The sequence below is a fragment of the Streptomyces sp. DSM 42067 genome, from assembly GCF_055792885.1.
Map to the genome: position 1 here is coordinate 4,430,600 of NZ_CM147706.1, position 26,988 is coordinate 4,457,587.

Genomic DNA, 26,988 nt, shown 5'->3' on the forward strand with positions numbered 1-26,988 from the left:
ATGACAGCTGATGCGAACGGGCTGATCCGCCCCACTCAAGCCGTCGTGCTGGCCGGTGGCCAGGGTTCTCGGCTCCGTCCCTACACCGACGACCGGCCCAAGCCCATGATCGAGATCCCCGGTACGGGAACACCGATCATCGGCCACCAACTGGCCTGGCTCGCAGCCGAGGGCGTCACGGACGCCGTCGTCTCCTGTGGCCATCTGGCGGAAGTGCTCCAGAAATGGCTGGAGTCCGCGGATCTTCCGCTCCGCGTCACCACGGTGGTGGAGACGGAACCGCTGGGCCGAGGCGGCGGCCTCAAGTACGCCGCCGCCCACCTCCCCCACCCCGACCAGCCGTGGTACGCGACGAACGGGGACATCTGGACCCGTTTCTCACTGCGCGACATGGCGGCGTTCCACGCGGAGCGCGACGCCGCGGCGACCCTTGCGCTGGCTCGCCCGCGCATCCCCTGGGGTGCCGTCGAGACGGACACCTTCGGGCACATCACGGACTTCGTCGAGGCCCCGCCGTCGCCGTATCTCATCAACGCGGGTGTGTACGTGTTCTCGGCGGAGTTCACCGCGCTGCTGCCGGCCCGAGGCGACCACGAGCGCACCACGTTCCCCAGGCTGGCGCGCGAGAGGCGCCTGGCGGGTTTTCCGATCCCGCAGGGCGCGTACTGGCGGGCCATCGACACGGCGAAGGACCTGACCGAGGCGGCGAAGGAGCTCGCGGCACTGGGCCGTTGAGCCGACGACACCCGCCGGGCGCAGCCACGCATCTGGTCGCGAGACAGACGCAGCGGGAACTCTTGTACACGCACATAGGGCTCGGCACATCAGTGCCGAGCCCCGCGTCTGCGCATGTGCTGCACACGGATTCACACGCGCCGGCTCACCGGCGCCCTTCTCCGCCTCAGCCGAGGATCCCGCCCACGAACTCGTCCGACCCGCCGTCGCCGCCTCCACTGCCGTCGCTGCCGGTGCCACCCGAGCTGGTGCCGCCGGAGCCGCCGCCCGTGCCGCCGCCCGAGGAGGGTCCGGCGCTGGAGGCGGGGGGCGCCTGGGGTGACGTCGAGCCCTGGGACGGGGCCTGGCCGGTGCCCTGGGTCTGGCTGGGCTGTCCGGCGCCGCTGCCCGCCGTCTCGCGGGCCGCGCCGGAGCTGCTGGCGGACTGCGACGGGCCGGCCGCGGCCCCCTGGCCCTGTGTCGGCGAGCCCGATACGGACGGGCTCTTGCTGCCGGCGCCGCGCTTCTGGTCCGGCTTCTGGGGGAGCGGTGAACCGGGCAGTTCGTTGCGCGGGGGTTCGCCGGGGCCGGGCACGGTGACACGCCCCGCGTCCCGGACGGCGCTGCCGAGCAGCGCGCCGACAAGGAGTGTGAGTCCGGCAGCGACGGTCGTGACAAGAGCGCCGCGCCGCAGTACGCGCCGTCGCAGCTCCCAGAGCCCGGCGCGCGGTCCGAGCGTGCGCCACGCCTCCGAGGCGAGGCGTCCGTCGACCGAGTAGACGGGGGCGCCCGCGATGACCAGCGGGGACCAGGCGGCGAGGTAGATGATGTCGGCCGCCTCGTAGACGGGCGCGGTCTTCCAGCTGACGGCGAGGAGGAGCCCGGCGGCCAGCAGCGCTCCGGTTGCGGCGGCGAGCCGCTGCCAGAGGCCGAGGACGGTGAGCGCGCCCACGATCACCTGCAGGAAAGCCACGCACAGGCCGACGCCCACCGGGTGCCGGAGCGCGAAGTCGTGCAGTGGCCCGGCGGCCGCCCAGGGCTGCAGCGAGTGGAGCCACCCGGCCATCGAGCCGTGCCCGGCCCGGTCGAAGTAGACGGGGTCGCAGAGCTTGCCCATGCCCGCGTAGATGGACACGAATCCGAGGAGGATCCGCAGAGGCAGCAGGACGACGCCGAGGTTCATACGGCGGCCGGGATAGTACGCGTGCCGCACCGGTTCCGAGCCGTGCCGCCGGGCGGCGCGGCCCTCGCCCTCGCCTGCGCTCTCCTCGTCGTATCCGTCGCCGTAGACACCGGGGCGGTACGGGCCGTATCCATCGGAGTCGTACGTGCCGTAGGGGCCGGTGCCGTAAGCGCCCTCGGTGAACTCGCCGCCGGCTTGGAGGGGTTCTTCGTAGGCGCTGCCCGCGGAGCGCAGGTGCGCGAGCAGCCGGATCTCGTCGGCGTCGGTTCCGGGGTGGGAGGTCCCGGTGACGACGGGGGTCTCGATGGTGTCGTCGTAGCGCGTGTCGTCGCTGAAGGCCGTGGCGCCGCCGTATCCGGCGTAACCGCTGTAGGACTCCTGGTTGTTGAAGTCGCTGCGACCGTAACGGCCGCTGCCTTCACCGAGGTTGACGCGCGGGATGACCTGCGTGGCGCCGGCGTCGTCCGTGGTGTAGCCGTTGTCGGGCAGGGTGACCGCGCCGGTGTTGCGTACGGTCTGCAGGAGGCCGCTGGCGGCGGCGTCGCCGGGCTCGGACTTCCCGCTCCAGACGATCGGGGCACGGCGTGCGCCGGGGACGCGGCCGGTGTCGGCTGCGGCGCTCAGGTGGAGTCCGATGCGTGGGGACTGGGTTGGCCGCGTGGTGGGGAACTGCACACGGAAGCTCGCGTGGTTGACGATGACCTGCGCAGGATCACACGGCACTTTCACCATGGCCAGCGCGGGAGCGTCGTCGAACCCTGACGAGCGGCCCCCCGTGGGAGTGCGGGGTGTTCTGGTGTCCACACTCATCTAACCGAGTGACGTGTCCTTAGGACACTGCCTTGACTGCCCCGATCTGTCCGGACCGCGTCAAGATCGCCAGGCGTGCCGGCAGTGAACCGCACTCGGTGTCCCGGCGACGGAACGCGTCACGCCCTCCGCCGCCCGGGGCCGTTTCTCAGCCGCGTCGCCGCGCCGCCTCGTACAGCACCACGCCCGCCGCCACACCGGCGTTGAGCGACTCGGCTCCACCCGGCATGGGGATCCGCACCCGGAAGTCGCAGGTCTCCCCGACGAGCCGGGACAGGCCCTTGCCCTCGCTGCCCACGACGATGACCACCGGACCCTCGAGGGCCTCGAGCTCACCGACCTCGACCTCGCCGTCCGCGGCGAGTCCGACGACGACGATGCCCGCCTTCTTGTACGCCTCCAGGGCCCGCGTCAGATTCGTGGCGCGTGCGACCGGCGTACGGGCGGCGGTGCCGGCGGACGTCTTCCAGGCGCCGGCGGTCATTCCGGCGGCCCGCCGCTCGGGTACGACGACGCCGTGGCCCCCGAACGCGGAGACGGACCGCACGACGGCACCGAGATTGCGCGGGTCGGTCACGCCGTCGAGGGCGACGATCAGCGGGTCCTCGCCCTCGTCGTACGCGGCGTTCGCGAGGTCCTCGGGATGCGCGTACTCGTACGGCGGGACCTGGAGGACGAGGCCCTGGTGGTTGAGCCCGTTCGTCATGCGGTCGAGCTCGGGGCGGGGGGCCTCCATGAGGTTGATCCCGCCGCGCTCGGCCGCGAGCTGGAGCGCCTCGCGCACCCGCTCGTCGTTGTCGATGAACTGCTGGACGTACAGCGTGGAGGCGGGCACGCCCTCGCGCAGTGCCTCGACGACGGGGTTGCGGCCGACGACGAGCTCGGACGAGGACTTGCCGCCCCGGCCGCGCGGCGCCGCCTGGCGCCCGGTCGCGCGCCGGGACTTCGCCTGTGCGGCGCGCTGCTTGGCGTGCCCCTTGCGCATCTCGGCGGGCGGCGTGGGGCCCTTACCTTCCAGCCCGCGGCGTCGCTGGCCACCGCTGCCGACCTGCGCGCCCTTCTTGCCGGACATGCGACGGTTGTGAGCGGCCATGATCTACCTGTCTGCCTCTTGTCGGGTGAATCTCGTGGGTGCGTACGCCCTTGAGCGTCCGCAGCGTGTACGTCTACGAAGTGTGCCGCCCGTTCGGCCGGACAGCACATTCGCCCTGGTGGTCAGCGCGGACCGAGCGACCAGCGCGGGCCCTGCGGGCTGTCCTCGATGGCCAGGCCCGACTGGTTGAGCTGGTCGCGGATGGCGTCCGCGGTGGCCCAGTCCTTGCGGGCCCGTGCGGCCTCGCGCTGCTGGAGCACGAGGCTGACGAGGGTGTCGACGACGCCGTGCAGATCCTCGCTGCGGTCGCTCTCGCCGGCCCAGTGGGGGTCGAGCGGGTCCAGGCCGAGGACGCCGAGCATGGCGCGGACCTCGGCGAGGCGGGCCACGGCGCCTTCCTTGTCGTCGGCGGCCAGCGCGCTGTTGCCCTGCCGGACGGTGGTGTGGACGACGGCGAGCGCCTGCGGCACGCCGAGGTCGTCGTCCATGGCCTGGGCGAAGGCGGGCGGCACCTCGGGGGCGGGCTCGACCGGGCCTCCGGCCTTCTCCACCACCCGCTGCATGAAGCCCTCGATCCGCGCGAACGCGGACTCGGCCTCGCGCAGGGACTCCTCGCTGTACTCGATCATCGAGCGGTAGTGCGGGGTGCCCAGGTAGTAGCGGAGGACGATGGGACGCCAGCGCTTGACCATCTCGCTGACGAGCACCGAGTTCCCGAGCGACTTCGACATCTTCTCGCCGCTCATCGTCACCCAGGCGTTGTGCACCCAGTACATGGCGAACTCGTCGCCGTACGCCTTGGCCTGCGCGATCTCGTTCTCGTGGTGCGGGAAGATCAGGTCGATGCCGCCGCCGTGGATGTCGAAGGCGGTGCCCAGGTACTTGTGGGCCATGGCGGAGCACTCCAGGTGCCAGCCGGGGCGGCCGCGGCCCCACGGGGTCTCCCAGCTCGGCTCGCCGGGTTTGGCGGCCTTCCACAGGGCGAAGTCGCGGGCGTCCCGCTTGCCGGTCTCGCCGGCGCTCTCCGGCTGCTGGAGGTTCTCGAGCTCCTGGTTGGACAGCTCCAGGTAGTCCGGGAAGGACTTCACGTCGAAGTAGACGTTGCCCTCGGACTCGTAGGCGTGGCCGCGCTCGATGAGGCCGCGCATCATCTCGACCATCTCCGTGACATGGCCGGTGGCGCGGGGCTCGTACGTGGGCGGCTGGCAGCCGAGCGCGGTGTAGCCGTCGTTGAACGCGCGCTCGTTCTCGTAGCCGATGGACCACCAGGGGCGGTTCTGTTCGGCCGCCTTCTGAATGATCTTGTCGTCGATGTCGGTGACGTTCCGCACGAACGTCACTTCGTAGCCGCGGTACTCGAACCAGCGGCGCAGGATGTCGAAGTTGAGGCCGGACCGGATGTGCCCGATGTGCGGGGCGGCCTGCACGGTCGCGCCACACAGGTAGATCGAGACACAACCCGGCACGAGCGGGGTGAAGTCACGAATCTGCCGAGCGCTGGTGTCGTACAGGCGAATAGTCACCGCTCCAGGGTAGTGGGCCCGAAGCAGTGCCCTGTGACTTATCGGGCCCACAGGGCACTGATTCTTGGCATCCGTGACGACCCGGGCTCTCACAGGTGGTGTCAGAGGCTCCCGACGATCTTGCGCGGCGTGATCCGCACGACGAGACGCTCGGCGTCCTGCGCCGAGGCCGGATTACTGTTCCTCACAGCGGGCTCCGCCCGCGGGCGGCGTACTTCACAGACTTCCGACGACCTTGAGCGCGGTGATCCGCACGACGAGACGCTCGGCGTCCTGCGCCGCGGCCGGATCACTGTTCCTCACAGCGGGCTCCGCCCGCGGGCGGCGTACTTCACAGACTTCCGACGACCTTGAGCGCGGTGATCCGCACGACGAGACGCTCGGCGTCCTGCGCCGAGGCCGGATTGAATTCGGCGTATTTCTTGCCCGCGTACTTGATCGACAGCTCGTCGATGAGTTCCTGTCCGCCCTCGGTGGTCATCTCGGCGGTGCCGCGGATCTCCGCGTAGGTGTACGGGGAGTCCGGGGGCACCACGACGACGCTGACGCGGGGGTCGTGCCGGAGGTTCTTCGGCTTGCGGCGGTCGACGGTGGTGGAGAACAGCACGTCGTCGCCGTCCCGCTTGACCCAGACCGGCGACGCGTGCGGACTGCCGTCGGGCTGGACGGTGGCTACGACGACGAAGATCGGGCTGTCGAGAAGCGCCTTGAGCTTGTCGGACAGTTGGGCGGACATGATGGCCTCTCTCCTGTGCGGTTCTTGTTGACGGTTGCACGGGTTCGTACGGGTACCCGATACTCCGCCACCGCACCGGCCTGAACCGGCATTGCTCCCTCCGCCGGGCGCGTCCGCGACGGCCGTTGGCGTGGTCACCGCTGCAGCCGGCGACTGCTCGACGCCTCACCGACTCGCCGTCGCCGTCCGGCGCTTACGCCCGCCGCACCACCAGCGCCGTGGCGATCGCCGCGAGCCCCTCCCCGCGCCCCGTCAGGCCGAGCCCGTCCGTCGTCGTGCCCGATACGGCGACGGGCGCCCCGGCCGCCTGGCCGAGTGCCTTCTGCGCCTCGTCCCGCCGCTTGCCGATCTTCGGTCGTACGCCGATGACCTGGACGGCGATGTTGCCGATCTCGAATCCCTCGGCCCGTACGATCCGCGCGGCCTCGGCGAGCAGCGCGGCACCGGAGGCGCCGGCCCACTCCGGACGCGAGGTGCCGAAGTGCGCGCCGAGGTCGCCGATTCCCGCCGCGGAGAAGAGGGCGTCGCAGGCGGCGTGCGCGGCCACGTCGCCGTCGGAGTGCCCGGCGAGCCCGTAGCCGTCGCTGTCCCGGTCCTCCCAGAGGAGGCCCGCGCACCACAGCTCACGCCCCTTCTCGAAGGCGTGCACATCGGTGCCGATGCCGATCTGCGGGAGCGGGACCCCGGACATCGACGTCTCAGAAGCCATCGTTGGCCCTCCTGCGCGCCAAGACCGCCTCGGCGAGGACGAGGTCCAGCGGACGCGTGACCTTGAAGGCCTCCTCATGTCCGGGCACGACCACCACGGGCTCACCGAGCTGTTCCACCATGCCGGCGTCGTCGGTCGCGCCCTCGCCGCTGAGCGCGACGGTCTCGTGGGCGCGAACGAGAGTGTCGCGGTCGAAGCCCTGCGGGGTCTGCACGGCGCGCAGCCGGGCCCGCTCGGGCGTGGCGACGACGGGTTCAGGCTCGCCCTTCGCGCGCGGCTCGACCTGCTTGACGGTGTCGGCGAGGGGCAGCGCGGGCACGACGGCGGGGGCGCCGGCGCGTACGGCCTCGATGACGCCGTCGACCGTGTCGACGGGCACGAGCGGGCGCGCCGCGTCGTGCACGAGCACGATGTCGATGCCGGGCGGCAGCGCGTCGAGACCGAGTTTCACGGACTCCTGGCGGGTGTCGCCGCCGGTGACGACCAGGAAGTCCGTCCTCTCCGGCAGCGCGTGCGAGGCGAGCAGGCTCTTGACCTCGGCGGCGCCGTCGGGCGGGGCCACGACCACGACGAGCGACACGGCGCGGGACGCGGCCATGGCGCGGACGGCGTGGATGAGCATCGGCGTGCCGTTGAGGGCGCGCAGCGCCTTGGGAGCGCCCGGCCCGAGGCGCACTCCGCGGCCGGCGGCGGGGATCACGGCGGCGGTGCGGGACTTGCCGCCCGTGGGCGGCCGCGAAACGTCAGACATCGGTTCCGTTCAGGTTTGTGTGCTCGGCCGACTTGGGTATGGCCAGTGGGGACAGCCCCGGCCGAAGGCTGGGGAAGTGCCGGGTGCGAGGCCTCGACCGGACCCTTCCGTGACTTCTGGTCGAGTCGGCCGCCCGGGCCCGGCACGCCTCGCGTCCGGACATCGCGGGAGACGAAGCGGACATGCCGCAGCGCCCGGCGACCATCAGGGTCAGCGGGCACCGCGGCATTTCACTGCGCCGGACAGGGCGTCGGAGCAACGTGCGCCAGGACGCTGGGACGGGCGCTCAGGACGCGAGAACCTCGTCGAGCAGAGCCTCGGCCTTGTCCTCGTTCGTGTTCTCAGCGAGGGCGAGCTCGCTTACCAGGATCTGCCGGGCCTTGGCGAGCATGCGCTTCTCACCGGCGGAGAGTCCACGCTCGCGCTCACGACGCCACAGGTCACGCACCACTTCGGCGACCTTGATGACATCGCCCGAAGCGAGCTTCTCGAGATTTGCCTTGTAACGACGGGACCAGTTCGTGGGCTCCTCGGCATACGGCGCGCGCAGCACCTCGAAGACCCGGTCCAGCCCGTCCTGACCGACCACATCACGCACGCCGACGAACTCCGCATTGTCCGCTGGCACACGTACCGTCAGGTCGCCCTGGGCGACCTTCAGCACCAAGTAGGTCTTGTCCACGCCTTTGATCTGGCGAGTTTCGATGGCCTCGATCAGCGCGGCCCCGTGATGGGGATAGACCACGGTGTCGCCAACCTTGAACGTCATGTGACAGGTACCCCTTCCGTGGCTATCCAGAGTAACACGAGAACCGCCGGTTCTGAATGGCGTTTTCGCAGGTCAGGGCATATCTCGGGGCTTGACAACAACAACGTGAACGTGCTGCGGAGGCCTACCGGAAGCGGGTATTCGCAGGTCGGAGGTGTTGTCCGGCCGAAGTGAAACGCGCACGTTACACGCATCCGGAGCTCTCCCCAAGTGGCCGAACGTCCCGTTTTGCCGGATTCCCGACAGTCGACTTCCGCTACTCCGTTCGGTGACTGCCGCCACGTGCGACGTGAATCCGGAATTGATCACACGTGTTGGTGATCAATTCCCGGGACCGCCATGCATTCCTTACGGGAAATCCGCAAGAGGTACTGACGCGCAGACGCCGCTGACCGGGCTTATGTGATTGCTGAACCTTATGAGAGCAGGCGAGTGTCAGAACAACAGCGGGGCTCAGGCGAGCTTGGTGACAGAAGTGACCTGCGGTGGGTGCGCCAGCCTGCGGGGGTGTAGGGGCGGGTCGGGTGCGGCGGTGCGGGAGCGGCTCGGTAATCTGAGCGGGCTGACCAACCCTTAGGGCGGCTTTACGGCCGTCCGCACCGTCGTACCAGCCACGTCCAAGGAGTTGCCGCGCCGTGAGCCTCCCCCTCACTCCGTCCGGGGGTACCCCCAGCCTTCGTCGCGGTGTCCTCGCCGCCGCTGCCGTCGTGTTCGCGATCGGCGCCCTCTCCGCGTGCGGCGCCGGCAACAACGCCCAGACGCTGGAGATCAAGCCGGACAACGCCGCGACCGCCGTCGGTGACATCAAGATCCAGAACGCCACGATCATCACGCAGCCGGATCTGAAGTCGACGGGCCCGGCCGTGGTCACCGGGAAACTCTTCAACAACGGCACGACGGCCCAGACTCTCGAATCGATCACGGTCGTCGGCACCAACAAGAAGGCAGAACTCAAGCCCGCCAAGGGCTCGGGTCCGCTCACCATCCCGGCCGGCGGCTCCGTCATCCTCGGCGGCAAGGGCAACGCGTCCGCCGTACTGCCGAGCAGCCGTGAGGCCGTTCAGGACGGCAACGCGCAGCAGGTGACCTTCACCTTCAGCGAGACCGGCGACATCAAGCTGCGGGCGTTCGTCGTGCCGGCCGAGAGCTTCTTCACCGAGTGGGGCCCCAGCGAGAAGCCGGCCGCGGGCGGTGAGGCGTCGCAGAGCGCGACCGCCGGTACGCCGTCGGGCGCGGCCAGCGCCTCCCCGTCCGAGGCCGCCTCGGGCGAGGCGGAGGCGGGATCGGGCGCGGAGACCGGGGCGGGCGCCACGGACGAGGCGTCGTCGAGCGCCTCGCACTCTGCCGGGCACTGACACGTACGACGCGAGGGGGCGCCCCGGGTTTCCCGGGGCGCCCCCTCGCGTCTTTGCCCACGACGGTTTACGGCTCGAACTTGTAGCCGAGACCGCGCACCGTCACCAGGTAGCGCGGCGCCCCCGGGTCCGGCTCGATCTTCGCGCGGAGGCGCTTGACGTGGACGTCGAGCGTCTTGGTGTCGCCCACGTAGTCGGCGCCCCAGACGCGGTCGATGAGCTGCATCCGCGTAAGGACGCGGCCCGCGTTGCGCAGGAGCATCTCCAGGAGGTCGAACTCCTTGAGCGGGAGGTCGACCTTGGAGCCGGAGACGGTGACCACGTGGCGGTCGACGTCCATACGGACCGGGCCCGCCTCCAGGGCGGCCGGGGTGACCTCCTCCGGCTCGCCGCGGCGGCGCAGGACGGCGCGGATGCGGGCGACCAGTTCGCGCGAGGAGAAGGGCTTGGTGACGTAGTCGTCGGCTCCTATCTCCAGCCCGACCACCTTGTCGATCTCGCTGTCCTTGGCGGTCACCATGATGACCGGGACGTTGGAGCGGCCGCGCAGCTGGCGGCAGACCTCCGTGCCGGGCAGGCCCGGCAGCATGAGGTCGAGCAGGACGAGGTCGGCGCCGTTGCGCTCGAACTCGTCGAGTCCGTCGGGCCCGGTGGTCGCGATGGCGACCTCGAAGCCCTCCTTGCGGAGCATGTACGACAGGGCGTCGGAGAAGGACTCCTCGTCCTCGACGACGAGCACTCGGGTCACGGAAGGACCTCCGGGGCAGAAAGTGGTTCGTGTGCGTACGGGGATGAGATGGCGGTCTCGACGGGCTGCCCGTTCTCGTCCTCGTTGTCGAGGCCGGGCCGGTGGCTCGAACGGACGCGGGCAGAGCCCGCCTCCGGAAGCCGCAGGGTGAAGGTGGAGCCCTGTCCCTCGGAGCTCCACACCGTGACCTCCCCGCCGTGCGAGGCGGCCACGTGCTTGACGATGGCCAGGCCCAGTCCCGTGCCGCCCGTGGCACGGGAGCGGGCCGGATCGACGCGGTAGAAGCGCTCGAAGACGCGCTCCTTGTCCTTGTCGGATATGCCGATTCCCTGGTCGGTGACGGAGAGCTCGATGAGGTCCCCGCCCGGCGCGGCCACCCGGCGTGCGGCTATGCCCACGCGGGTACGGGCCGGGCTGTAGTTGACGGCGTTCTCGACGAGATTGCCGAGGGCCGCGGCGAGCTGGCCGCGGTTGCCCCAGACGTGCAGATCGGCGGTGCCTCCCGAGGCCATGGTGATCTGCTTGGTGCCGGCCTGATGGCGGCAGCGGTCCATGGCCTCGGCGACGAGCTCGTCGACGCGTACGGGTTCGGCGTCCTCCAGCGGGTCGTCGTTCTGCACCCGGGAGAGGTCGATGAGCTCCTGGACGAGGTTGGTCAGCCGCGTGGCCTCCACCTGCATGCGTCCGGCGAAGCGTTCCACCGCCTCCGGGTCGTCCGACGCGTCCATGACGGCCTCGGACAGGAGGGAGAGGGCGCCGGTAGGGGTCTTGAGCTCATGGCTGACGTTGGCGACGAAGTCGCGGCGTACCGCCTCGATGCGCCGGGCCTCGGTGAGGTCCTCGACCAGCAGCAGCACCAGGCGCGAGCCGAGCGGGGCCACGCGGGCGGAGACGGCGAGGGCCTCGCCGCGGCCGGTGCCGCGCCGGGGCAGGTCCAGCTCGACCTGCCGTATCTCGCCGTCGCGCCGGGTGTCGCGGGCCATCTGCAGCATCGGCTCGACGGCCAGTTTCCCGCCGCGTACCAGACCGAGCGCGTAAGCGGCCGAGCTGGCCTTGACCACGCTGTCCGCCTCGTCCAGGACGACGGCGGAGGAGCGCAGTACGGACAGGACCGTGTCGACGCCGGGGGGCAGTACGGGATCGGTGTGCAGGGAGGTGCGGGTGGGACGCTTCTGCTCGCGCTCGCTCCAGCGGAACGCCAGCATGGCGATGACACCGGTGCACACGCCGGCGATCGCTGCCGCTGCGGCAACCGCCGCGTTCACGTCCATGTCTCCAGGTTATGCGTGCCATGACCTCGGCCCACAGCCATCGGAGTGCCAGCTCGAACACTCGTCGCCCAGAGTTCACCGAGGGGACAGAGCCGGTTCATTTGGTCTGCCGGAAACGGACGCGTACGGCCCGGAACGTGGCAGCGTGGGGTTCACAGCCCCGACCCCGGAGCCCCGGAGCCCCGACGAAGACGGAGAGAGGGACAGCCACATGCGGGACGCGTACCACGAGGAACTTGACTCGATCGGCGAGGACCTGGTCGAGATGGCCCGCCTGGTCGGGTCGGCGATCGGGCGCGCCACCACGGCCATTCTCGACGCCGACCTGAAGCTGGCGGAGAGCGTGATCGCCGCCGACCAGAAGGTCGACGACCTGCAGCACGACCTGGAGGCCCGGGCCATCGCTCTGCTCGCGCGTCAGCAGCCGGTCGCGACGGATCTGCGGATAGTCGTCACCTCGCTCCGCATGAGCGCCGACCTGGAGCGCTCGGGCGACCTGGCGCAGCACGTGGCCAAGCTGGCCCGGCTGCGCTTCCCGGAGCGCGCCGTCCCCCACGACCTGCACGCGACCATCCTGGAGATGGGGCAGCTGGCGCAGCGTCTGATGGCGAAGGCGGCCGAGGTCGTCATCACCAAGGACGTCGACCTGGCGATGCAGCTTGAGGCGGACGACGACGAGATGGACCTGCTGCACCGGACGCTCTTCCAGCACCTGATGGACGAACGCTGGAAGCACGGCATCGAGACGGCGGTCGACGTGACGCTGCTCGGCCGCTACTACGAGCGCTTCGCGGACCACGCCGTGTCGGTCGCGAAGCGGGTCGTGTACCTGGTGACGGGCGAACACGCGGACGAACTCCAGCCCCCGACCGGCCCTGTGGAGACGGGCGCGGCGGAAGGGGTCTGACGGTCCGCCCCCGCGTCAGGCCGCCTCGGAGGCCGCCTCGGACGAGCACATCGGCGCCCCACGGGACACGGTTCACAGGTCCTGTGGGGCGCCGACGTATGCACGCTGTCCCTGAGACCGCCGTGTCAGCCGCCGCAGCGGCACGGCGCGCCGGACTGGCAGCCGCAACCGCACCCGGCACCGCAGCCGCAGGCGCCGATCAGCACCAGCTTGGGCAGGTCCGGGACCGGCGACAGCTCGGCGGGCGGCTCGGGTGTGTAGTCGGGCTTGGGGGACTCGGCCATGGGGCTCCCTCCTCGAAGGCGCACGTGCGTACGGGCGTACGGCCTCGGGACGTCGCCTCCTGACCCATTGCACGCCCACCGGGGCAGGCGCATCAACGGCGCACACGCGCGCCCGCCCACCACCTTCCACACAACGGCGCGCCCCACGGGCTCGCGCCCAGCACACAAGTACGAGGCCCTGGCCTCCTGACACGCACAAGCCCCTTGCCTCGCGCACATCACGCGGGACAAGGGGCTCGGTGGTGCCGGCGCTCGTGTGCGTCGGCCCCAGGGCAGCAACAAGCCCCCTACCCACAGCAAAGCCGCAGGTAGGGGGCTTACTCAGCTGGGGTTACTTCTTCTTGCCCTGGTTCTTGACCGCCTCGATGGCCGCCGCCGCGGCCTCCGGGTCGAGGTACGTGCCGCCGGGGTTGACCGGCTTGAAGTCGGCGTCGAGCTCGTAGGAGAGCGGGATGCCGGTGGGGATGTTCAGGCCCGCGATGTCCGCGTCCGAGATGCCGTCGAGGTGCTTGACCAGGGCCCGGAGGCTGTTGCCGTGGGCGGCGATCAGGACCGTGCGGCCGGCCAGGAGGTCGGGGACGATGCCGTCGTACCAGTACGGCAGCATGCGGATGACGACGTCCTTGAGGCACTCGGTGCGCGGACGCAGCTCCGGCGGGATGGTGGCGTAGCGCGGGTCGTCGCTCTGCGAGAACTCGCTGCCGTCCTCGAGGGGCGGCGGCGGGGTGTCGTACGAGCGGCGCCACAGCATGAACTGCTCCTCGCCGAACTCGGCGAGGGTCTGCGCCTTGTCCTTGCCCTGGAGGGCGCCGTAGTGGCGCTCGTTCAGGCGCCAGGTGCGGTGGACGGGGATCCAGTGGCGGTCGGCGGCCTCGAGCGCCAGCTGCGCGGTGCGGATCGCGCGCTTCTGGAGCGAGGTGTGGACCACGTCGGGCAGCAGGCCGGCGTCCTTGAGCAGCTCACCGCCGCGGACTGCCTCCTTCTCGCCCTTCTCGTTGAGGTTGACGTCCACCCATCCGGTGAACAGGTTCTTCGCGTTCCATTCGCTCTCGCCGTGGCGGAGGAGGATCAGCTTGTACGGTGCGTCGGCCATGCCCCTGAGCGTAATCGACATGGCTGTCCGGTTCGATCGGTGTCTCGATTGACGGCTGCCGTCAATTCAGTGGCCTGCGGGCGACCTCTCTGCGTAAGTTGCGTTGCGCTACTACACCGCTTACAGCCAGGCCGCCACCGCTGCGTGCACGCGCCATCAGGGGGATCACCGATGTCTGTCGCCGGACTCGCCGGACTCGACGCACTGAGACGGGCCGCGAGGGACAGTGTCTCCGGACTTCCCCGTGCCTTCTGGTGGCTGTGGACCAGCACCCTGGTCAACCGTCTCGGCGCGTTCGTCGCGACCTTCATGGCGCTGTACCTCACGCTCGACCGCGGGTACTCCGCCTCGTACGCCGGTCTCGTCGCCTCGCTGCACGGGCTCGGCGGCGTCATCTCCTCGCTGGGTGCGGGCGTGATGACGGACCGGCTGGGGCGGCGGCCCACCCTGCTCATCGCCCAGACGTCGACGGCCCTCAGCGTCGCGCTGCTCGGCTTCATGCACCATCCGGTGGCGATCGCGGCCGTCGCCTTCCTCGTCGGCATGGCGTCGAACGCGTCACGGCCCGCCGTGCAGGCGATGATGGCGGACATCGTCCGTCCCGAGGACCGCGTCCGCGCCTTCTCCCTCAACTACTGGGCGATCAACCTGGGCTTCGCCGTCTCCTCGATGGGCGCCGGCTTCATCGCGGAGTTCAGCTATCTCGCCGGCTTCCTGGTCGAGGCCGCGATGACGCTGGTGTGCGCCGTCGTCGTCTTCGTCAAGCTGCCGGAGTCGAAGCCGGAGCGGACGGCCGCGCAGAAGGCGGAAGAGCCGGACGCCGGGCTCGGCACAGTGCTGCGCGACGGCCGGTTCATGGGCGTCGTGGGGCTGTCGTTCCTCATCGCGCTGATCTTCCAACAGGGTTCGGTGGGACTTCCGGTCGCGATGGGCGAGGCGGGGTTCACCCCAGCCGACTACGGCATGGCGATCGCCGTCAACGGCGTGCTGATCGTCGCCCTGCAGATCCCGGTCACCCGCTTCATCGAACACCGCGACCCTCAGCAGCTGTTGATCGTCTCGTCCCTCGTCGCGGGGTACGGCTTCGGGCTCACCGCGTTCGCCGGGTCGGTCGGCGTCTTCGCCCTGACGGTGTGCGTGTGGACGCTCGCCGAGATCGTCAACGCGCCCACGCAGACGGGACTTGTGGTCCGGCTGTCCCCGGTGCACGGCCGCGGCCGCTACCAGGGCATGTACACGATGTCCTGGTCGGTGGCGGCCCTCGTGGCCCCGCTGATGTCCGGTTTCGTGATCGACCGGTTCGGCGCGGAGTGGCTGTGGGGCAGCTGCGCGGTGATCGGCACGATGGCGGCGGTCGGGTACTGGGCGCTGATGAGGGCGCTGCCGGAGGCGGAGAATCCCGAGCGGCCGCCGAAGGCGGAGGCCCCTTCGGGCACGGTGGAGCAGGCGGCCTGACCTCCCGGGCCGTCGGCGTCCCCCACCCCGGGTCCGTAGGAGCGAACGAGATACGCCGTCCGTACCTGCTCCATGGACGCCGACCGGTGGCATCACGGCACCACGCTGTGCGCGACGGGACGAAGCCGGTACGCGTCGGGCTCCGCAGAAGGAGTCAGGCAGCCGGCAGAGGTGCCGGTCCGGCCGGGCCTTTCCCCCAGACGAAGAACTCGGTGCTCGGCTGGCGTTCGGAGAACCGGCCCGACGGGGAGGCCTCCTGCAGCAGCCGACGCAGGTCTGCCTCGAAGTCGTCGCGGCGCGTGCCGAACAGGTGCGGAGTCGAGTACGACATCGAGAACACCCCCGCGACGACATCGTCACACGTGCGTTCCAGCGCCTGCCCGCCAGGAACGACATGGCGCCGGGGACCGGAGAATCCCGCCCGCGCGAGCACCGCCGCCTCGTCGCCGGGTGTTCCGTGCAGCAGCACCCCCCAGTGGAAGGACTGGCCGAAGGCCGCGACGGTGAACGTTCCGAGGCCTGCGGGCAGATCCTCCGCCCGAGCCTGCACCCACTGCGCCTTCCCGGCCACTCCGCACTCGGCGGCCTCGCGCCGGGCTTCGGCGATCATCCCGTTGTCCGGGTCCACGCCGACGATGCCGCTGAACAAGTGCGCCAGACCCGGTCGCGATGGGCGAGGCGGGGTTCACCCCAGCCGACTACGGCATGGCGATCGCCGTCAACGGCGTGCTGATCGTCGCCCTGCAGATCCCGGTCACCCGCTTCATCGAACACCGCGACCCTCAGCAGCTGTTGATCGTCTCGTCCCTCGTCGCGGGGTACGGCTTCGGGCTCACCGCGTTCGCCGGGTCGGTCGGCGTCTTCGCCCTGACGGTGTGCGTGTGGACGCTCGCCGAGATCGTCAACGCGCCCACGCAGACGGGACTTGTGGTCCGGCTGTCCCCGGTGCACGGCCGCGGCCGCTACCAGGGCATGTACACGATGTCCTGGTCGGTGGCGGCCCTCGTGGCCCCGCTGATGTCCGGTTTCGTGATCGACCGGTTCGGCGCGGAGTGGCTGTGGGGCAGCTGCGCGGTGATCGGCACGATGGCGGCGGTCGGGTACTGGGCGCTGATGAGGGCGCTGCCGGAGGCGGAGAATCCCGAGCGGCCGCCGAAGGCGGAGGCCCCTTCGGGCACGGTGGAGCAGGCGGCCTGACCTCCCGGGCCGTCGGCGTCCCCCACCCCGGGTCCGTAGGAGCGAACGAGATACGCCGTCCGTACCTGCTCCATGGACGCCGACCGGTGGCATCACGGCACCACGCTGTGCGCGACGGGACGAAGCCGGTACGCGTCGGGCTCCGCAGAAGGAGTCAGGCAGCCGGCAGAGGTGCCGGTCCGGCCGGGCCTTTCCCCCAGACGAAGAACTCGGTGCTCGGCTGGCGTTCGGAGAACCGGCCCGACGGGGAGGCCTCCTGCAGCAGCCGACGCAGGTCTGCCTCGAAGTCGTCGCGGCGCGTGCCGAACAGGTGCGGAGTCGAGTACGACATCGAGAACACCCCCGCGACGACATCGTCACACGTGCGTTCCAGCGCCTGCCCGCCAGGAACGACATGGCGCCGGGGACCGGAGAATCCCGCCCGCGCGAGCACCGCCGCCTCGTCGCCGGGTGTTCCGTGCAGCAGCACCCCCCAGTGGAAGGACTGGCCGAAGGCCGCGACGGTGAACGTTCCGAGGCCTGCGGGCAGATCCTCCGCCCGAGCCTGCACCCACTGCGCCTTCCCGGCCACTCCGCACTCGGCGGCCTCGCGCCGGGCTTCGGCGATCATCCCGTTGTCCGGGTCCACGCCGACGATGCCGCTGAACAAGTGCGCCAGACCCAGGGCGAGGATGCCCGGTCCACATCCCACGTCGAGGAGGCGTCCTCGCCCGTCGAGCTTCAGAACCTCGGCGAGCACATCCGCCAGCCCGGGCGCATACGGCAGCCTCCCCCGCCGGTAGTAGGCGGCCGTACCCGAGAACAACGTCTCGTCCCAGTCCCATCCGGCAACCACAACCGCCCACCGCCCTTCACAGAGGTACGTGCCTGCTCACGGAGTTACGTGCCTACCCGACGCCCTCAGCCGAGCGGCACCGCCGGAAACGCCACAGGCAACAGCAGCGCCGGCGCCGCCGCGCCCTCCGGCTCGCCGTAGAGGGCGCAGAGCTCAGTCCACCGGACGCTGAGTCAGGTGCGCGAACGCATCCAGGTTCCGCGTGGACTCTCCGCGCGACACCCGCCACGCGTACTCCTTGCGGATCGCCGACGCGAATCCGAGCTCGAGCAGCGTGTTGAAGCTGCCGTCGGCGGCCTCCAGGACCGAGCCGAGGAGGCGGTCCACCTCCTCTGGCGTGACCGCGGCCAGCGGCAGCTTGCCGACGAGGTAGATGTCGCCGAGGGGGTCGACGGCGTAACTCACGCCGTAGAGCTTGAGGTTGCGCTCGAGGAGCCAGCGGTGCACCCCGGCCTCGTTCTCGTCGGGATGCCGGATCACGAACGCGTTCAGCGAGAGCGAGTGCCGGCCGGCGAGCAGCGAGACGGTCGTCGACAGCTTGCGCGTGCCGGGCAGTTTGACCACGTACGAGCCCGGTTCGGGGCTCTCCCACTCCAGCTCCGCGTCCTTGAGTGCGGACTCGATGACCTGCGTCGCCTGCCGTACGTCAGCCATGGAGCGAGCGTACGCGACGGCGGTGGTCGTACATCGCAGCGGTGTAGACGTCCGCCGTGGCCGACGCCGCTGTGGCCCAGCCGAAGGACTCGGCGTGCCGGGCCGCGGCAGCGCCCATGCGGGCCGAGAGCTCCGGGTCGTCGGCGAAATCGCGCAGCACGCGCGCGTAGTCGGCCGGTTCGTGCCCGTCCACAAGGAATCCGGTCACGCCGTCGCGTACGGCCACGGGCAGCCCGCCGACCGCGGCCGCGAGGACGGGCGTACCTGTCGCCTCGGCCTCGATCGCCACGAGGCCAAACGATTCGCTGTAGGACGGCATGACGAGCAGCGACGCGGCCCGGAACCAGTCCGCGAGCTGGTCCTGGGCTACCGGCGGCCGGAAACGCACGACGTCCGCGATGCCCAGCCGCGCGGCGAGCTTCTGCAAACGCTCGGGCTTGGCCAGCCCGCTGCCGCTGGGACCACCCACCACCGGCACGACCATCCGGGAGCGCAGCTCGGGCCGCTCCTCGAGCAGCACGGCGACGGCACGGAGCAGCACGTCGGGCGCCTTGAGGGGCTGTATGCGGCCTGCGAAGAGCGGGATCAGGGCGTCCTGCGGGAGGCCGAGACGCGCACGGGCCGCGGCTCGCCCGTCGGCCGGGCGGAAGAGGTCGAGGTTCACGCCCGGGTGGACGACGGCGACCTTGGCGGGATCGGCTTCGTAGTGGCGTACGAGCTCCTCGGCCTCCCCCGCCGTGTTGGCGATCAGGCGGTCCGCCGCGCGGACGACCTGGGTCTCGCCGATCACGCGGGCGGCCGGCTCCGGGGTGTCGCCCTCGGCGAGCGAGGCGTTCTTGACCTTCGCCATGGTGTGCATGGCGTGCACCAGCGGGACGCCCCAGCGCTCGGCGGCGAGCCAGCCGACGTGCCCGCTCAGCCAGTAGTGCGAGTGCACGAGGTCGTAGTAGCCGGGGCGGTGCCCGGCCCAGGCCTGCATCACGCCGTGCGTGAAGGCGCACAGCTGGGCCGGCAGCTCCTCCTTGGCGAGGCCCTCGTAGGGGCCGGCGTCCACGTGCCGCACGAGGACCCCGGGCGCCAGTTCGACGGTGGGCGGGAGCCCGCCGGTCGTGGCCCGGGTGAAGATCTCCACCTCGATGTTGATCGCGGCCAGCCGCTTGGCGAGCTCGACGATGTATACGTTCATGCCGCCCGCGTCGCCCGTGCCAGGCTGGTGCAGCGGCGACGTGTGCACGCTGAGCATGGCGACCCGCCGCGGGCGCCGATGTGTGCCGGGCAGCCGGAGCCGGGAGGGAGCCGCCGGGGAACGGCGCCCGAACCTGGTCACGTACTGGCTCACGTGGCGGTCCTCCTTGCTGCGGGCGTGGCAGCTCGATGTGCGTGCGGCTCGTGAAGGACGTGGTGCGGCCTCCAAGAGCCGCAACACCGGAGGGGCCTCCTCCCATTCCTCTTTGCCAAAAGATTGCCGCGGCGGACTCAACCGTGGGCCGAGCGCCCGGTGAGACGGGTCACACGCGCGGCGTGGGCCCTGGCGGCATCGGGACGCCGTCGTCGCAGGTCACGCGGGCGGTCGGTCTTCGGAAGCGGGGCCGGTGGGAGGGCGGTCGGCACATACCCTCGTACGCATGGCCTCCCGCACCCAGTCCCGGCCCGTGGGAACGGTGACACGCGGGACCACCAATCCGAACCGGCTGCGCCGCATGGACCGCTGGATCGCCGCGACCCACGGCCGCCGGCTGCGAGCTGCGGCCGACGCCGACGCCATCGCCGTCGACCTCGGCTACGGCGCCGCACCCTGGACCGCCGTCGAGCTGCTGCAGCGTCTGCGCACTGTCGCGCCCCACGCGCGCGTGGTCGGTATCGAGATCGAACCGGCACGGGTCGCGGCCGCGAAGCCGTACGAACGCGAGGGGCTGCACTTCCGCCACGGCGGCTTCGAGATCCCGCTGCCTGTGCGTCCCGTCCTCATCCGCGCGGCGAACGTGCTGCGCCAGTACGACGAGGAGCAGGTCGCCGCCGTCTGGGAGCGGCTGTGCGCGCGGCTCGCGCCCGCGGATCCCGCGAGCGGGTTCTCGGGCGGACTGCTGGTCGAGGGCACATGCGACGAGATCGGGCGGCGGCACGTGTGGGTCGCCCTCGACACGTCGGGGCCGCGCACGGTGACGTTCGCGACCCGCCTGGCCTCCCTGGACCGCCCGTCCGACCTCGCCGAGCGGCTGCCGAAAGCGCTGATCCACCGGAACGTGCCGGGCGAGCCGGTGCATGCGTTCCTGCGCGACTTCGACCGGGCGTGGGCGGCCGCGGCGCCCTATGCGTCGTACGGGGCGCGCCAGCGGTGGATCAGGGCGGTCCGCGACATCGCGGCGGACTGGCCGGTGCTGGACGGGGTCTCGCGGTGGCGGCAGGGCGAAGTGACGGTCCGCTGGGAGGCGTTGGCGCCGCGCGCGCCGCAATGCCCTGCACGGAACACACTCCCGCCGCAATGGCCTGCCCGGAACACACTCCCGCCGCAGTGACCGGCGCGGATCGCACGCACGCCGCGGCACACGCACCGCAGGACCGGAGCGGAAGGCACACCGTCGCAGTGACCGGGCCGGATCGCACGCGCGCCGCGGCGCGCGCGTGGCAGTGGCCGGAGCGGAAGGCACGCCGTCGCAGCGAGCGGCGCGCATGGGACGCCATGGACGCCCCCGGAGGGAAGGCGGTCTTCGCGAGCAGCCGGGAACGATCTCCGGGGCTCGTACGTCACACGAGGCGGTGGGGGGATCGGAATTCCCGTCCGGCTCTGTCGTATTGAGCGCGGGCGTGGCACCATCCCGAAGGCGTCCATAAGTTACTGACGGTAAATCAGCTTTGGGGGGCTGAGACGTGATCGGGAAGACCGGGAAGGCGGGCTTGACCACGGCTGCCGTGGCGCTGGTCTGCGCGGTGACCGTACTGACGGCCCCAGGGGTGGCGTACGCGAATTCGTACGCAAACCCGGCGAAACCGACGCCGGGGCCGACGCCGGCACCAACGCCGACGACCGCTGGCGACAAGGACCTTGAAAAGGTCCGCAAGGAACTCGACCGGCTCTACCACGACGCGGCAGTCGCCACGGACGAGTACAACGCGGCCGAGGAGAGGGCCGGCGAGCAGTCCGACGAGCTCGTCAAGCTGGCCCGCAAGATCGTCAAAGGCCAGGAGAAACTGGACGAGTTGAAGGAGCGCGTGGGCGCCGCGGCCAGGGCGCAGTACCGCAGCGGAGGCCTGCCGCCCGAGGCGCAGCTGATGCTCAGCGACGACCCGCGGCTGTTCCTGGACGGCGCCGGGCGGGTGCGCGAGGGGCAGCAGGCGACCAAGGGGCTGCTCTCCGAGCTGACCAGAACGCAGCAGGACCTGCAGGCCTACGCGAAGGACGCCTCGGCCCAGTGGCAGAGGCTCGAGGCCAACCGCAAGGCCAAGGCGGCGGCGAAGAAGAAGATCAAGTCGCGGATCGCGGACGCCGAGAAGCTCGAGGCGAAGCTCGAGAAGGAGGAGCGCGAGCGGCTGCTGGAGCTGGAGCAGGAGACCGCGTACCAGAACCAGGCGGCCTGGCTGAGCTCCGGAATCCTCGAGGAGATCAACGGCAAGGCGTCGGCCCAGGGCAAGAAGGCCGTCACATACGCGACCGCGCAGATAGGCAAGCCGTACGAGTGGGGCGCCGAGGGCCCGAAGACATATGACTGCTCGGGACTGACGTCACAGGCCTGGGCGGCCGCCGGGCGCGGCATTCCGCGCACCTCGCAGGAGCAGTGGAAGCAGCTTCCGCGCATCGACATCAAGGACATGCGGCCGGGCGACCTGATCATTTATCACGACGACGCGAGCCACGTCGGGATGTACATAGGCGACGGGGCGATTGTTCACGCGCCGCGTCCGGGGCGTACGGTGACCATCGCGGGTGCCGGCTCGATGGCGATCCTCGGGGTGGTACGACCGGACAGGTGAGCCCGGCGTGAGGCGCGGCACGTGACCTACTGCACGTGACCCGCGGCACGTTCGGGCGGTGACTCAACCCTCTGCGGCGTGATGTTCGTCATTCTTAACGAGAGTTGGCGTGCCCAAATGCGCTACTGAATGCGGCATATGACAGTGGCCATTTGATGCTCGCCATTCCGTTACCGCGGGGGCTACCGCTATGGTCCCGGTCTCGTGGGGCGAAGGTCTTCGTCCCACCGTGCCCTCGGGGGGAGGGAAGGAATCCAGAACCATGCCCGTACCCATACCGCGGCAGAGAGGCATCCCGGCCGTGGAGAGTGGTCAGGCTCAGGCCGAGCCCGCGCACGGCCTGCCGCGCCCCCGAACCGAACCGGCGACGCCCCGGTCCGGCGACGGCGCGCGCACCGGCGGCGGCCACGGCCGTGACGGCGATCACGACAGTGACGGCGGCACGGGCCATGACGGCGGCACCGGCCACAGCGGTGGCTCCGGCAACGGCACGGGGATCACGCTCCTGGTCATCGAGGACGATCCGGCCGGTTCACTGAGCCTTCCCGAGCTGCTCGACGCCGCGGGCAAGCCCGTCCGCGTCCGCACCGCCCGCAACCTCACCGAGGCCGAGCGGCTGCTCACGGACGACGTCCACTGCATCCTTCTCGACCTCGCCCTGCCCGCACCCGGCAGCGGCGCGGCGTCCCAGGGGCCGGCCAGTGGCGCCAGGTCCGGATCCGGCAGCGGTTCCGGGCATGGCTCCGGCAACGGCCCGCGTCCGGTTGCCGACGAACTCGTCACCCTCAAGCACGTACTGCGTCTCGCCCCCCGGCACGCCGTGCTCGCGCTCACCGCGTCCGGTGACGCCGAGCGCGGCACGGAGGCCGTGCGCGTGGGCGCCCAGGACTATCTGTTCCGGGACGAACTGGACGGACAGCTGCTCACCCGCGCCATTCGGTACGCGGTGGAGCGCAAGCGCGCCGACGTGGCGCAGCGCAAGCTCACCGAGTCCCGGCTGCGGGCGCAGGAGAACGCCCGACTGGAACGGGGTCTGCTGCCGACGCCGCTGCTGAACGGCTCATCGCTGCGGTTCGCCGCCCGCTACCGCCCCGGCCGTTCGCGCGCCCTGCTCGGCGGCGACTTCTACGACACCGTCCGCACCCCGGACGGCACGGTGCACGCCATGATCGGCGACGTCTGCGGGCACGGCCCCGACGCGGCGGCGCTCGGCGTCGAAATGCGCATCGCATGGCGGGCGCTGACCCTCGCGGGGATGTGCGGCGACGAACTGCTGTCGACGCTCCAGCAGGTGCTGGAGCACGAGCGGGCGGACGACGAGATCTTCGCGACGCTGTGCACGGTGGACATCGCCCCCGACGAGCGGCGCGCCGGCCTCTGTCTGGCGGGACACCCGTCTCCGCTGATAGCCCGGCACGGGCACTCGGCCGAACTCCTGGCACCCGAGAACAACGGCCCTGCTCTCGGTCTGCTCGAACGCGCCCGGTGGCCGCGCCAGCAGGTGGAACTGGGCGCCGCCTGGAGCCTGATGCTCTACACGGACGGCCTGATAGAGGGCCGTATCGGCCAGGGCAACCAACGGCTGGGCCAGGACGGCATGGTGGAGATGGTCCGCCGCCAGCTCGCCACGGGCCTGCACGGCGAGGAGTTGCTGGAGGCAGCGGTGAACGAGGTCCGCGACCTCAACGGTGGGGATCTGACGGACGACGTGGCGGTCCTGCTGCTGGACCGGGATCGCGACAGGAACCGCGACCGGGACTAAGCGCTCCGCTGGAAGTCCGGTGCGTCAACCGCGGGTCCGTTGTGGCTGGTCGCGCAGTTCCCCGCGCCCCTTTGGGGCGCTGCCGAACCGCACCGGACTCCGCCGGACCCGCTTACTCCTGGTCGGAGTGATCAGGTCGCAGCAGGGCGAGGCGGGGGCCGCGCAGGTTCCCCGCCGCCCGCGTCGTAGTGCTACCGCCCGCCGTTGTAGGGCCCGTAAGGACCGTCGCTGCTGGAGCCGCGGCGGCCGCCGCCACCCGTGATGGAGCGGACCGCGGGCCGTACATCGACCATGTACACGATGGTCGCGATGAGGCCGATGATCGGCAGGAACGACAGGATGGGGAAGAGCAGGTTCACCACGAAGGCGATCCCCAGGATGATCAGCCAGAACGGCTTGGTCTTCTTGTCCGCCGCGCGATAGGCGTCCTCGCGCCGAATGGCGGCGTCGATCAGAGCGAAGCCGCTGAAGAAGATCAGGGCCACGCTCAGCAGCCACATGAACCCCGCGAACCCCTGCATCAGCACTACGTCCACCACCCGAATCGGCTCGTGTCTACGCCGCCACCGTACCGGCTACCCCAGGAACGAGCCGGGCACTCCGCAAGTGCCCGGCTCGTTCCGGGAACGACTCCCCTCTGCCCGGACGACTCCCGGGTTGCCGGCTTCCGGCACCGGTCTCTCCGGGCGCCCGGTCACTTGGCGGGCGGGGTGGTCTTCTTCGCCGTGGTCTTCTTGGCCGCCGGGGCCTTCTTCGCCGTCGTGGTCTTCTTGGCCGCCGGGGCCTCGCTCCGCGTTTCGGTGGCCTTGGGCGCCGAGGCGGGCGCGGCCGGCTCCGGCTCGACGGTCACGGCAAGTTCCGTGATCTCCTCGGCCGCCTCACCGCGCCAGGTCCTGACGGCCTGCTCGCCGTGCTCGGCGACCTTCTCGTACGTCTCACGCGCCTTGACCGCGTATTCCGCGGCCACGCCGACACCGCGCAGGGCCAGGTCCTGAGCGGACTCACCCAGCTTCTTCAGGTCGGTGTCGATGGTGCCGAGCACCTCGTTGAACTTGGCCTGGAGGGTCTCCTGCACCTCCTTGGCGCGGGCGGAGGCCTTGTCCTGGACGGCCTTCGGGTCGGTGCCGCGCACGGCCTCGATACGGGCCGGGGCCTCGGCGCGCAGCTGCTCGACGAGCTCCGGCACCTTCTTGGCCTGCTGGTACGCCAGGTCGGCGGTGCCCGCGGCGAAGTAGAGCGGCGTCGGGTCCTTCAGGGTCTTGCGCAGGTCGTCGGTGATGGCCATGACTGTGGTCCTCCCGGATCACTTCAGCTCGAGGGTTTGTGGTCGTGCTGGTCGGCATCGCTGCCGTCGGCCGCGCTGGGCTCGCCGGCCGCGCCGCGCTTGTCCGCGACGGTGTCCTGGATGGCATCCGTGACGACATCCCTAACCGCATCCGTAACGACGTCGACCCCGGTCCCGTTCTCTTTGCGGAAGGACTCGTAGATCTGCAGGAGCACCTGCTTCTGCCGGTCGTTGAGGGACGGATCGGCGAGGATGACCGCACGCGTCTCCACCTCGTCCCGATCCCGCTCGGCGTCGAGAATCCCGGCCCGCACGTACAGCGTCTCGGCAGAGATCCGCAGCGCCTTCGCGACCTGCTGCAGCACCTCGGCACTCGGCTTGCGCAGCCCGCGCTCGATCTGGCTCAGATACGGATTCGACACCCCTGCCGCCTCGGCGAGCTGCCGCAAGGACAGCTGCGCACTGCGCCGCTGCTCGCGCAGGTACTCGCCGAGATTGCCGACGTTGAGTGATGCCATGCCTCGATGGTGCACCACCAGCGCTAACTTTTGCAAGCAGATGCTTGCAAAAGTGTGCCGCGGTCCGAGACGCAGTTGGGGAGACTGCAGTCGATGAGGCCACGGCCGCGCGACGGCACGAGGAGTGGTAGTGGCGTTCGACGAAGTGCTGTATAGGTAGCGCAGTGAGCAGCAGACCCGCCACAGCGCAGCACCTGAGCGACCTCGCGCGGCTCCGCCGCGTCCGCGACCGGATCGACCGGGAGTACGCACAGCCGCTGGACGTCGAGGCGCTCGCTCGCGGCGTGCACATGTCCGCCGGGCACCTCAGCCGCCAGTTCCGGCTCGCCTACGGCGAGTCTCCGTACGGCTACCTCATGACGCGGCGCATCGAGCGTGCGATGGCGCTGCTGCGTCGCGGCGACCTCAGTGTCACCGAGGTCTGCTTCGCGGTCGGCTGCTCGTCGCTCGGCACCTTCAGCACCCGCTTCACCGAGCTGGTCGGTGTGCCGCCCAGCGTCTATCGGCGCCAGGCGGCACGCACGACGGCGGGGATGCCGTCGTGCGTGGCGAAACAGGTGACCAGACCGATCAGGAATCGAGAAGCGCCGGGCCCCGAGCCGCACCTAGCGTGAAGCCATGGACATCACCATTCACACGAGCTTCCTCCCGCACGACAACCCGGACGCCTCCCTGGCCTTCTACCGCGACGCCCTCGGCTTCGAGGTCCGCAACGACGTCGGACAGGGAAAGATGCGCTGGATCACGGTCGGCCCCGCCGGCCAGCCCGACACCTCCATCCTCCTGGCGCCGCCGGCCGCCGACCCCGGTGTCACCGACGACGAGCGCCGCACCATCGTCGAGATGATGGCCAAGGGCACCTACGGCTGGATCCTGCTGGCCACCCGGGACCTCGACGGCACCTTCGAGAAGGTGCAGGCCCGCGGCGCCGAGGTCGTCCAGGAGCCGACCGAGCAGCCGTACGGCATCCGCGACTGCGCCTTCCGCGATCCCGCGGGCAATCTGATCCGCATCCAGGAGCTGCGCTGAGCCGGGCGGCGATCGCAGCCGCGGCACCGTGAACGATCGCAGCCGCGGCACCGTGAACGAGCCCGCGCACGACGATGGGGTACCTCCCTGCTCTGGGCGTACCTCCCGGGCCCTTGAGGCGCTGGGGGAGGAGCCGAGAGCCTGGGGGAGGCGGCCGCCTGGCGGCGCTGCCGCAGCAGCGGGGTGACCGGTTCGTCGCGCACACCGGCTTCGCCCCGCGTACGCTGGCCACCCCCTACCGCTGGTTCCACACCTCCCCGCGCCGTATCCAAGACCGGCGCGAGGTGAACGAGCTGCCCTACCGCGAACTGACGCGCGAGGGCCGCTGGTTGGTCTGA

General features: G+C 70.7%; 27 protein-coding genes and 2 pseudogenes. 11 read left to right on the forward strand and 18 right to left on the reverse strand.

Going from position 1 to position 26,988, the window contains the following annotated elements:
• Positions 1-735 (forward strand): nucleotidyltransferase family protein, encoded by a 735-nt coding sequence (locus ACSMXV_RS20325; RefSeq protein WP_473172795.1) that lies wholly within the window; start codon positions 1-3, stop codon positions 733-735.
• Positions 736-901: 166 nt separating this feature from the next.
• On the opposite strand, the gene ACSMXV_RS20330 is transcribed toward ACSMXV_RS20325, so the two are convergent.
• The 7 genes from ACSMXV_RS20330 to ACSMXV_RS20360 form a co-directional block, all read right to left on the reverse strand.
• Positions 902-2,707, reverse strand: coding sequence for a DoxX family protein (locus tag ACSMXV_RS20330; protein WP_473172796.1), 1,806 nt, complete (start codon positions 2,705-2,707; stop codon positions 902-904).
• 148 nt (positions 2,708-2,855) lie between these two features.
• Positions 2,856-3,800, reverse strand: a complete 945-nt coding sequence (rlmB, locus tag ACSMXV_RS20335) for a 23S rRNA (guanosine(2251)-2'-O)-methyltransferase RlmB (protein WP_473172797.1) — start codon at positions 3,798-3,800, stop codon at positions 2,856-2,858.
• A 122-nt stretch (positions 3,801-3,922) separates the two neighbouring features.
• Complete coding sequence (gene cysS / locus ACSMXV_RS20340; RefSeq protein ID WP_473172798.1) at positions 3,923-5,323, reverse strand: cysteine--tRNA ligase; 1,401 nt, start codon at positions 5,321-5,323, stop codon at positions 3,923-3,925.
• A gap of 331 nt (positions 5,324-5,654) precedes the next feature.
• A complete protein-coding gene (locus ACSMXV_RS20345; RefSeq protein ID WP_473172799.1) occupies positions 5,655-6,059 on the reverse strand; it encodes a PPOX class F420-dependent oxidoreductase in 405 nt (134 codons plus the stop codon).
• Positions 6,060-6,252: 193 nt separating this feature from the next.
• A complete protein-coding gene (gene ispF / locus ACSMXV_RS20350) occupies positions 6,253-6,768 on the reverse strand; it encodes a 2-C-methyl-D-erythritol 2,4-cyclodiphosphate synthase (protein ID WP_473172800.1) in 516 nt (171 codons plus the stop codon).
• Positions 6,758-7,519 carry a 2-C-methyl-D-erythritol 4-phosphate cytidylyltransferase gene (ispD, locus tag ACSMXV_RS20355; RefSeq protein ID WP_473172801.1) on the reverse strand — a complete coding sequence of 254 codons (762 nt, stop codon included), beginning with the start codon at positions 7,517-7,519 and terminating at the stop codon, positions 6,758-6,760. Before ispD ends, ispF begins: the two co-directional genes overlap by 11 nt.
• Positions 7,520-7,805: 286 nt before the next feature.
• On the reverse strand, positions 7,806-8,288 hold the full coding sequence (locus ACSMXV_RS20360) for a CarD family transcriptional regulator (protein ID WP_003953493.1): 483 nt from the start codon (positions 8,286-8,288) through the stop codon (positions 7,806-7,808).
• 635 nt (positions 8,289-8,923) lie between these two features.
• Between ACSMXV_RS20360 and ACSMXV_RS20365 the strand changes: the two genes are divergently transcribed.
• The gene (locus ACSMXV_RS20365; RefSeq protein WP_473172802.1) at positions 8,924-9,643 is read left to right on the forward strand and encodes a copper chaperone PCu(A)C domain-containing protein; all 720 of its coding nucleotides are present in this window, start codon (positions 8,924-8,926) and stop codon (positions 9,641-9,643) included.
• Positions 9,644-9,710: 67 nt separating this feature from the next.
• Here the strand turns inward: ACSMXV_RS20365 and phoP are convergent, their stop codons facing one another.
• On the reverse strand, positions 9,711-10,382 hold the full coding sequence (gene phoP / locus ACSMXV_RS20370; RefSeq protein ID WP_010985401.1) for a two-component system response regulator PhoP: 672 nt from the start codon (positions 10,380-10,382) through the stop codon (positions 9,711-9,713).
• 5 nt (positions 10,383-10,387) lie between these two features.
• A complete protein-coding gene (phoR, locus tag ACSMXV_RS20375) occupies positions 10,388-11,662 on the reverse strand; it encodes a two-component system sensor histidine kinase PhoR (protein WP_473172803.1) in 1,275 nt (424 codons plus the stop codon).
• 211 nt (positions 11,663-11,873) lie between these two features.
• Here phoR and phoU point away from each other — a divergent pair, with 211 nt between their 5' ends.
• A complete protein-coding gene (gene phoU, locus ACSMXV_RS20380) occupies positions 11,874-12,569 on the forward strand; it encodes a phosphate signaling complex protein PhoU (protein ID WP_473172804.1) in 696 nt (231 codons plus the stop codon).
• A gap of 125 nt (positions 12,570-12,694) precedes the next feature.
• Here the strand turns inward: phoU and ACSMXV_RS20385 are convergent, their stop codons facing one another.
• Both ACSMXV_RS20385 and ACSMXV_RS20390 read right to left on the reverse strand, forming a co-directional pair.
• The gene (locus ACSMXV_RS20385) at positions 12,695-12,853 is read right to left on the reverse strand and encodes a hypothetical protein (protein ID WP_181658215.1); all 159 of its coding nucleotides are present in this window, start codon (positions 12,851-12,853) and stop codon (positions 12,695-12,697) included.
• 331 nt (positions 12,854-13,184) lie between these two features.
• Positions 13,185-13,946 carry a phosphoglyceromutase gene (locus ACSMXV_RS20390; protein WP_473172805.1) on the reverse strand — a complete coding sequence of 254 codons (762 nt, stop codon included), beginning with the start codon at positions 13,944-13,946 and terminating at the stop codon, positions 13,185-13,187.
• Between the two features lie 171 nt (positions 13,947-14,117).
• Between ACSMXV_RS20390 and ACSMXV_RS20395 the strand changes: the two genes are divergently transcribed.
• Positions 14,118-15,401: an MDR family MFS transporter gene (locus tag ACSMXV_RS20395; RefSeq protein ID WP_473172806.1), complete on the forward strand. Its 1,284-nt coding sequence runs from the start codon at positions 14,118-14,120 to the stop codon at positions 15,399-15,401.
• A gap of 154 nt (positions 15,402-15,555) precedes the next feature.
• Here ACSMXV_RS20395 and ACSMXV_RS20400 read toward each other — a convergent pair.
• Positions 15,556-16,059 (reverse strand): annotated as a pseudogene (locus ACSMXV_RS20400) (class I SAM-dependent methyltransferase); the annotation flags it as partial.
• 2 nt (positions 16,060-16,061) lie between these two features.
• Between ACSMXV_RS20400 and ACSMXV_RS20405 the strand changes: the two are divergent.
• Positions 16,062-16,598, forward strand: a pseudogene (locus tag ACSMXV_RS20405) (MFS transporter); the annotation flags it as partial.
• 154 nt (positions 16,599-16,752) lie between these two features.
• Here the strand turns inward: ACSMXV_RS20405 and ACSMXV_RS20410 are convergent.
• The 3 genes from ACSMXV_RS20410 to mshA form a co-directional block, all read right to left on the reverse strand.
• The gene (locus tag ACSMXV_RS20410) at positions 16,753-17,433 is read right to left on the reverse strand and encodes a class I SAM-dependent methyltransferase (RefSeq protein ID WP_473172807.1); all 681 of its coding nucleotides are present in this window, start codon (positions 17,431-17,433) and stop codon (positions 16,753-16,755) included.
• Between the two features lie 153 nt (positions 17,434-17,586).
• A complete protein-coding gene (locus tag ACSMXV_RS20415) occupies positions 17,587-18,087 on the reverse strand; it encodes a type III secretion system chaperone family protein (protein WP_473172808.1) in 501 nt (166 codons plus the stop codon).
• The gene (mshA, locus tag ACSMXV_RS20420; protein ID WP_473172809.1) at positions 18,080-19,426 is read right to left on the reverse strand and encodes a D-inositol-3-phosphate glycosyltransferase; all 1,347 of its coding nucleotides are present in this window, start codon (positions 19,424-19,426) and stop codon (positions 18,080-18,082) included. The genes ACSMXV_RS20415 and mshA overlap by 8 nt, the downstream gene beginning before the upstream one ends.
• A 286-nt stretch (positions 19,427-19,712) precedes the next feature.
• Here mshA and ACSMXV_RS20425 point away from each other — a divergent pair, with 286 nt between their 5' ends.
• The 3 genes from ACSMXV_RS20425 to ACSMXV_RS20435 all read left to right on the forward strand — a co-directional run bounded on the left by ACSMXV_RS20425 (position 19,713) and on the right by ACSMXV_RS20435 (position 23,818).
• A complete protein-coding gene (locus ACSMXV_RS20425; protein ID WP_473172810.1) occupies positions 19,713-20,603 on the forward strand; it encodes a class I SAM-dependent methyltransferase in 891 nt (296 codons plus the stop codon).
• A 379-nt stretch (positions 20,604-20,982) separates the two neighbouring features.
• Positions 20,983-22,056 (forward strand): C40 family peptidase, encoded by a 1,074-nt coding sequence (locus tag ACSMXV_RS20430; protein WP_473172811.1) that lies wholly within the window; start codon positions 20,983-20,985, stop codon positions 22,054-22,056.
• Between the two features lie 262 nt (positions 22,057-22,318).
• Positions 22,319-23,818: a PP2C family protein-serine/threonine phosphatase gene (locus tag ACSMXV_RS20435; protein WP_473172812.1), complete on the forward strand. Its 1,500-nt coding sequence runs from the start codon at positions 22,319-22,321 to the stop codon at positions 23,816-23,818.
• 191 nt (positions 23,819-24,009) lie between these two features.
• On the opposite strand, the gene ACSMXV_RS20440 is transcribed toward ACSMXV_RS20435, so the two are convergent.
• The 3 genes from ACSMXV_RS20440 to ACSMXV_RS20450 form a co-directional block, all read right to left on the reverse strand.
• Positions 24,010-24,339, reverse strand: a complete 330-nt coding sequence (locus ACSMXV_RS20440) for a DUF2516 family protein (RefSeq protein WP_181658318.1) — start codon at positions 24,337-24,339, stop codon at positions 24,010-24,012.
• Positions 24,340-24,512: 173 nt separating this feature from the next.
• Entirely contained in the window at positions 24,513-25,103 is a 591-nt protein-coding gene (locus ACSMXV_RS20445; RefSeq protein WP_473172813.1) for a hypothetical protein, read from the reverse strand.
• Between the two features lie 23 nt (positions 25,104-25,126).
• Positions 25,127-25,621: a helix-turn-helix domain-containing protein gene (locus tag ACSMXV_RS20450; protein WP_473172814.1), complete on the reverse strand. Its 495-nt coding sequence runs from the start codon at positions 25,619-25,621 to the stop codon at positions 25,127-25,129.
• Between the two features lie 164 nt (positions 25,622-25,785).
• On the opposite strand from ACSMXV_RS20450, the gene ACSMXV_RS20455 reads away from it, so the two are divergent.
• The 3 genes from ACSMXV_RS20455 to ACSMXV_RS20465 all read left to right on the forward strand — a co-directional run bounded on the left by ACSMXV_RS20455 (position 25,786) and on the right by ACSMXV_RS20465 (position 26,988).
• Positions 25,786-26,235: a helix-turn-helix transcriptional regulator gene (locus ACSMXV_RS20455; RefSeq protein ID WP_473172815.1), complete on the forward strand. Its 450-nt coding sequence runs from the start codon at positions 25,786-25,788 to the stop codon at positions 26,233-26,235.
• Positions 26,236-26,239: 4 nt separating this feature from the next.
• On the forward strand, positions 26,240-26,650 hold the full coding sequence (locus tag ACSMXV_RS20460) for a VOC family protein (protein ID WP_473172816.1): 411 nt from the start codon (positions 26,240-26,242) through the stop codon (positions 26,648-26,650).
• 113 nt (positions 26,651-26,763) lie between these two features.
• A complete protein-coding gene (locus tag ACSMXV_RS20465; RefSeq protein WP_473172817.1) occupies positions 26,764-26,988 on the forward strand; it encodes a hypothetical protein in 225 nt (74 codons plus the stop codon).

Bases quoted from the DNA above. Each gene is read 5' to 3' on its own strand.
- ACSMXV_RS20325 (WP_473172795.1), top strand. From the start codon at position 1: ATGACAGCTGATGCGAACGGGCTGATCCGCCCCACTCAAGCCGTCGTG.
- phoR (WP_473172803.1), bottom strand. From the start codon at position 11,662: ATGGACGTGAACGCGGCGGTTGCCGCAGCGGCAGCGATCGCCGGCGTG.
- ACSMXV_RS20435 (WP_473172812.1), top strand. From the start codon at position 22,319: ATGCCCGTACCCATACCGCGGCAGAGAGGCATCCCGGCCGTGGAGAGT.
- ispD (WP_473172801.1), bottom strand. From the start codon at position 7,519: ATGTCTGACGTTTCGCGGCCGCCCACGGGCGGCAAGTCCCGCACCGCC.
- ACSMXV_RS20425 (WP_473172810.1), top strand. From the start codon at position 19,713: ATGGCCTCCCGCACCCAGTCCCGGCCCGTGGGAACGGTGACACGCGGG.
- ACSMXV_RS20415 (WP_473172808.1), bottom strand. From the start codon at position 18,087: ATGGCTGACGTACGGCAGGCGACGCAGGTCATCGAGTCCGCACTCAAG.
- ACSMXV_RS20360 (WP_003953493.1), bottom strand. From the start codon at position 8,288: ATGACGTTCAAGGTTGGCGACACCGTGGTCTATCCCCATCACGGGGCC.
- ACSMXV_RS20445 (WP_473172813.1), bottom strand. From the start codon at position 25,103: ATGGCCATCACCGACGACCTGCGCAAGACCCTGAAGGACCCGACGCCG.
- ACSMXV_RS20460 (WP_473172816.1), top strand. From the start codon at position 26,240: ATGGACATCACCATTCACACGAGCTTCCTCCCGCACGACAACCCGGAC.
- ACSMXV_RS20395 (WP_473172806.1), top strand. From the start codon at position 14,118: ATGTCTGTCGCCGGACTCGCCGGACTCGACGCACTGAGACGGGCCGCG.
- ACSMXV_RS20390 (WP_473172805.1), bottom strand. From the start codon at position 13,946: ATGGCCGACGCACCGTACAAGCTGATCCTCCTCCGCCACGGCGAGAGC.
- ispF (WP_473172800.1), bottom strand. From the start codon at position 6,768: ATGGCTTCTGAGACGTCGATGTCCGGGGTCCCGCTCCCGCAGATCGGC.
- ACSMXV_RS20385 (WP_181658215.1), bottom strand. From the start codon at position 12,853: ATGGCCGAGTCCCCCAAGCCCGACTACACACCCGAGCCGCCCGCCGAG.
- phoU (WP_473172804.1), top strand. From the start codon at position 11,874: ATGCGGGACGCGTACCACGAGGAACTTGACTCGATCGGCGAGGACCTG.
- ACSMXV_RS20345 (WP_473172799.1), bottom strand. From the start codon at position 6,059: ATGTCCGCCCAACTGTCCGACAAGCTCAAGGCGCTTCTCGACAGCCCG.
- ACSMXV_RS20440 (WP_181658318.1), bottom strand. From the start codon at position 24,339: ATGCAGGGGTTCGCGGGGTTCATGTGGCTGCTGAGCGTGGCCCTGATC.
- rlmB (WP_473172797.1), bottom strand. From the start codon at position 3,800: ATGGCCGCTCACAACCGTCGCATGTCCGGCAAGAAGGGCGCGCAGGTC.
- ACSMXV_RS20330 (WP_473172796.1), bottom strand. From the start codon at position 2,707: ATGAGTGTGGACACCAGAACACCCCGCACTCCCACGGGGGGCCGCTCG.
- ACSMXV_RS20450 (WP_473172814.1), bottom strand. From the start codon at position 25,621: ATGGCATCACTCAACGTCGGCAATCTCGGCGAGTACCTGCGCGAGCAG.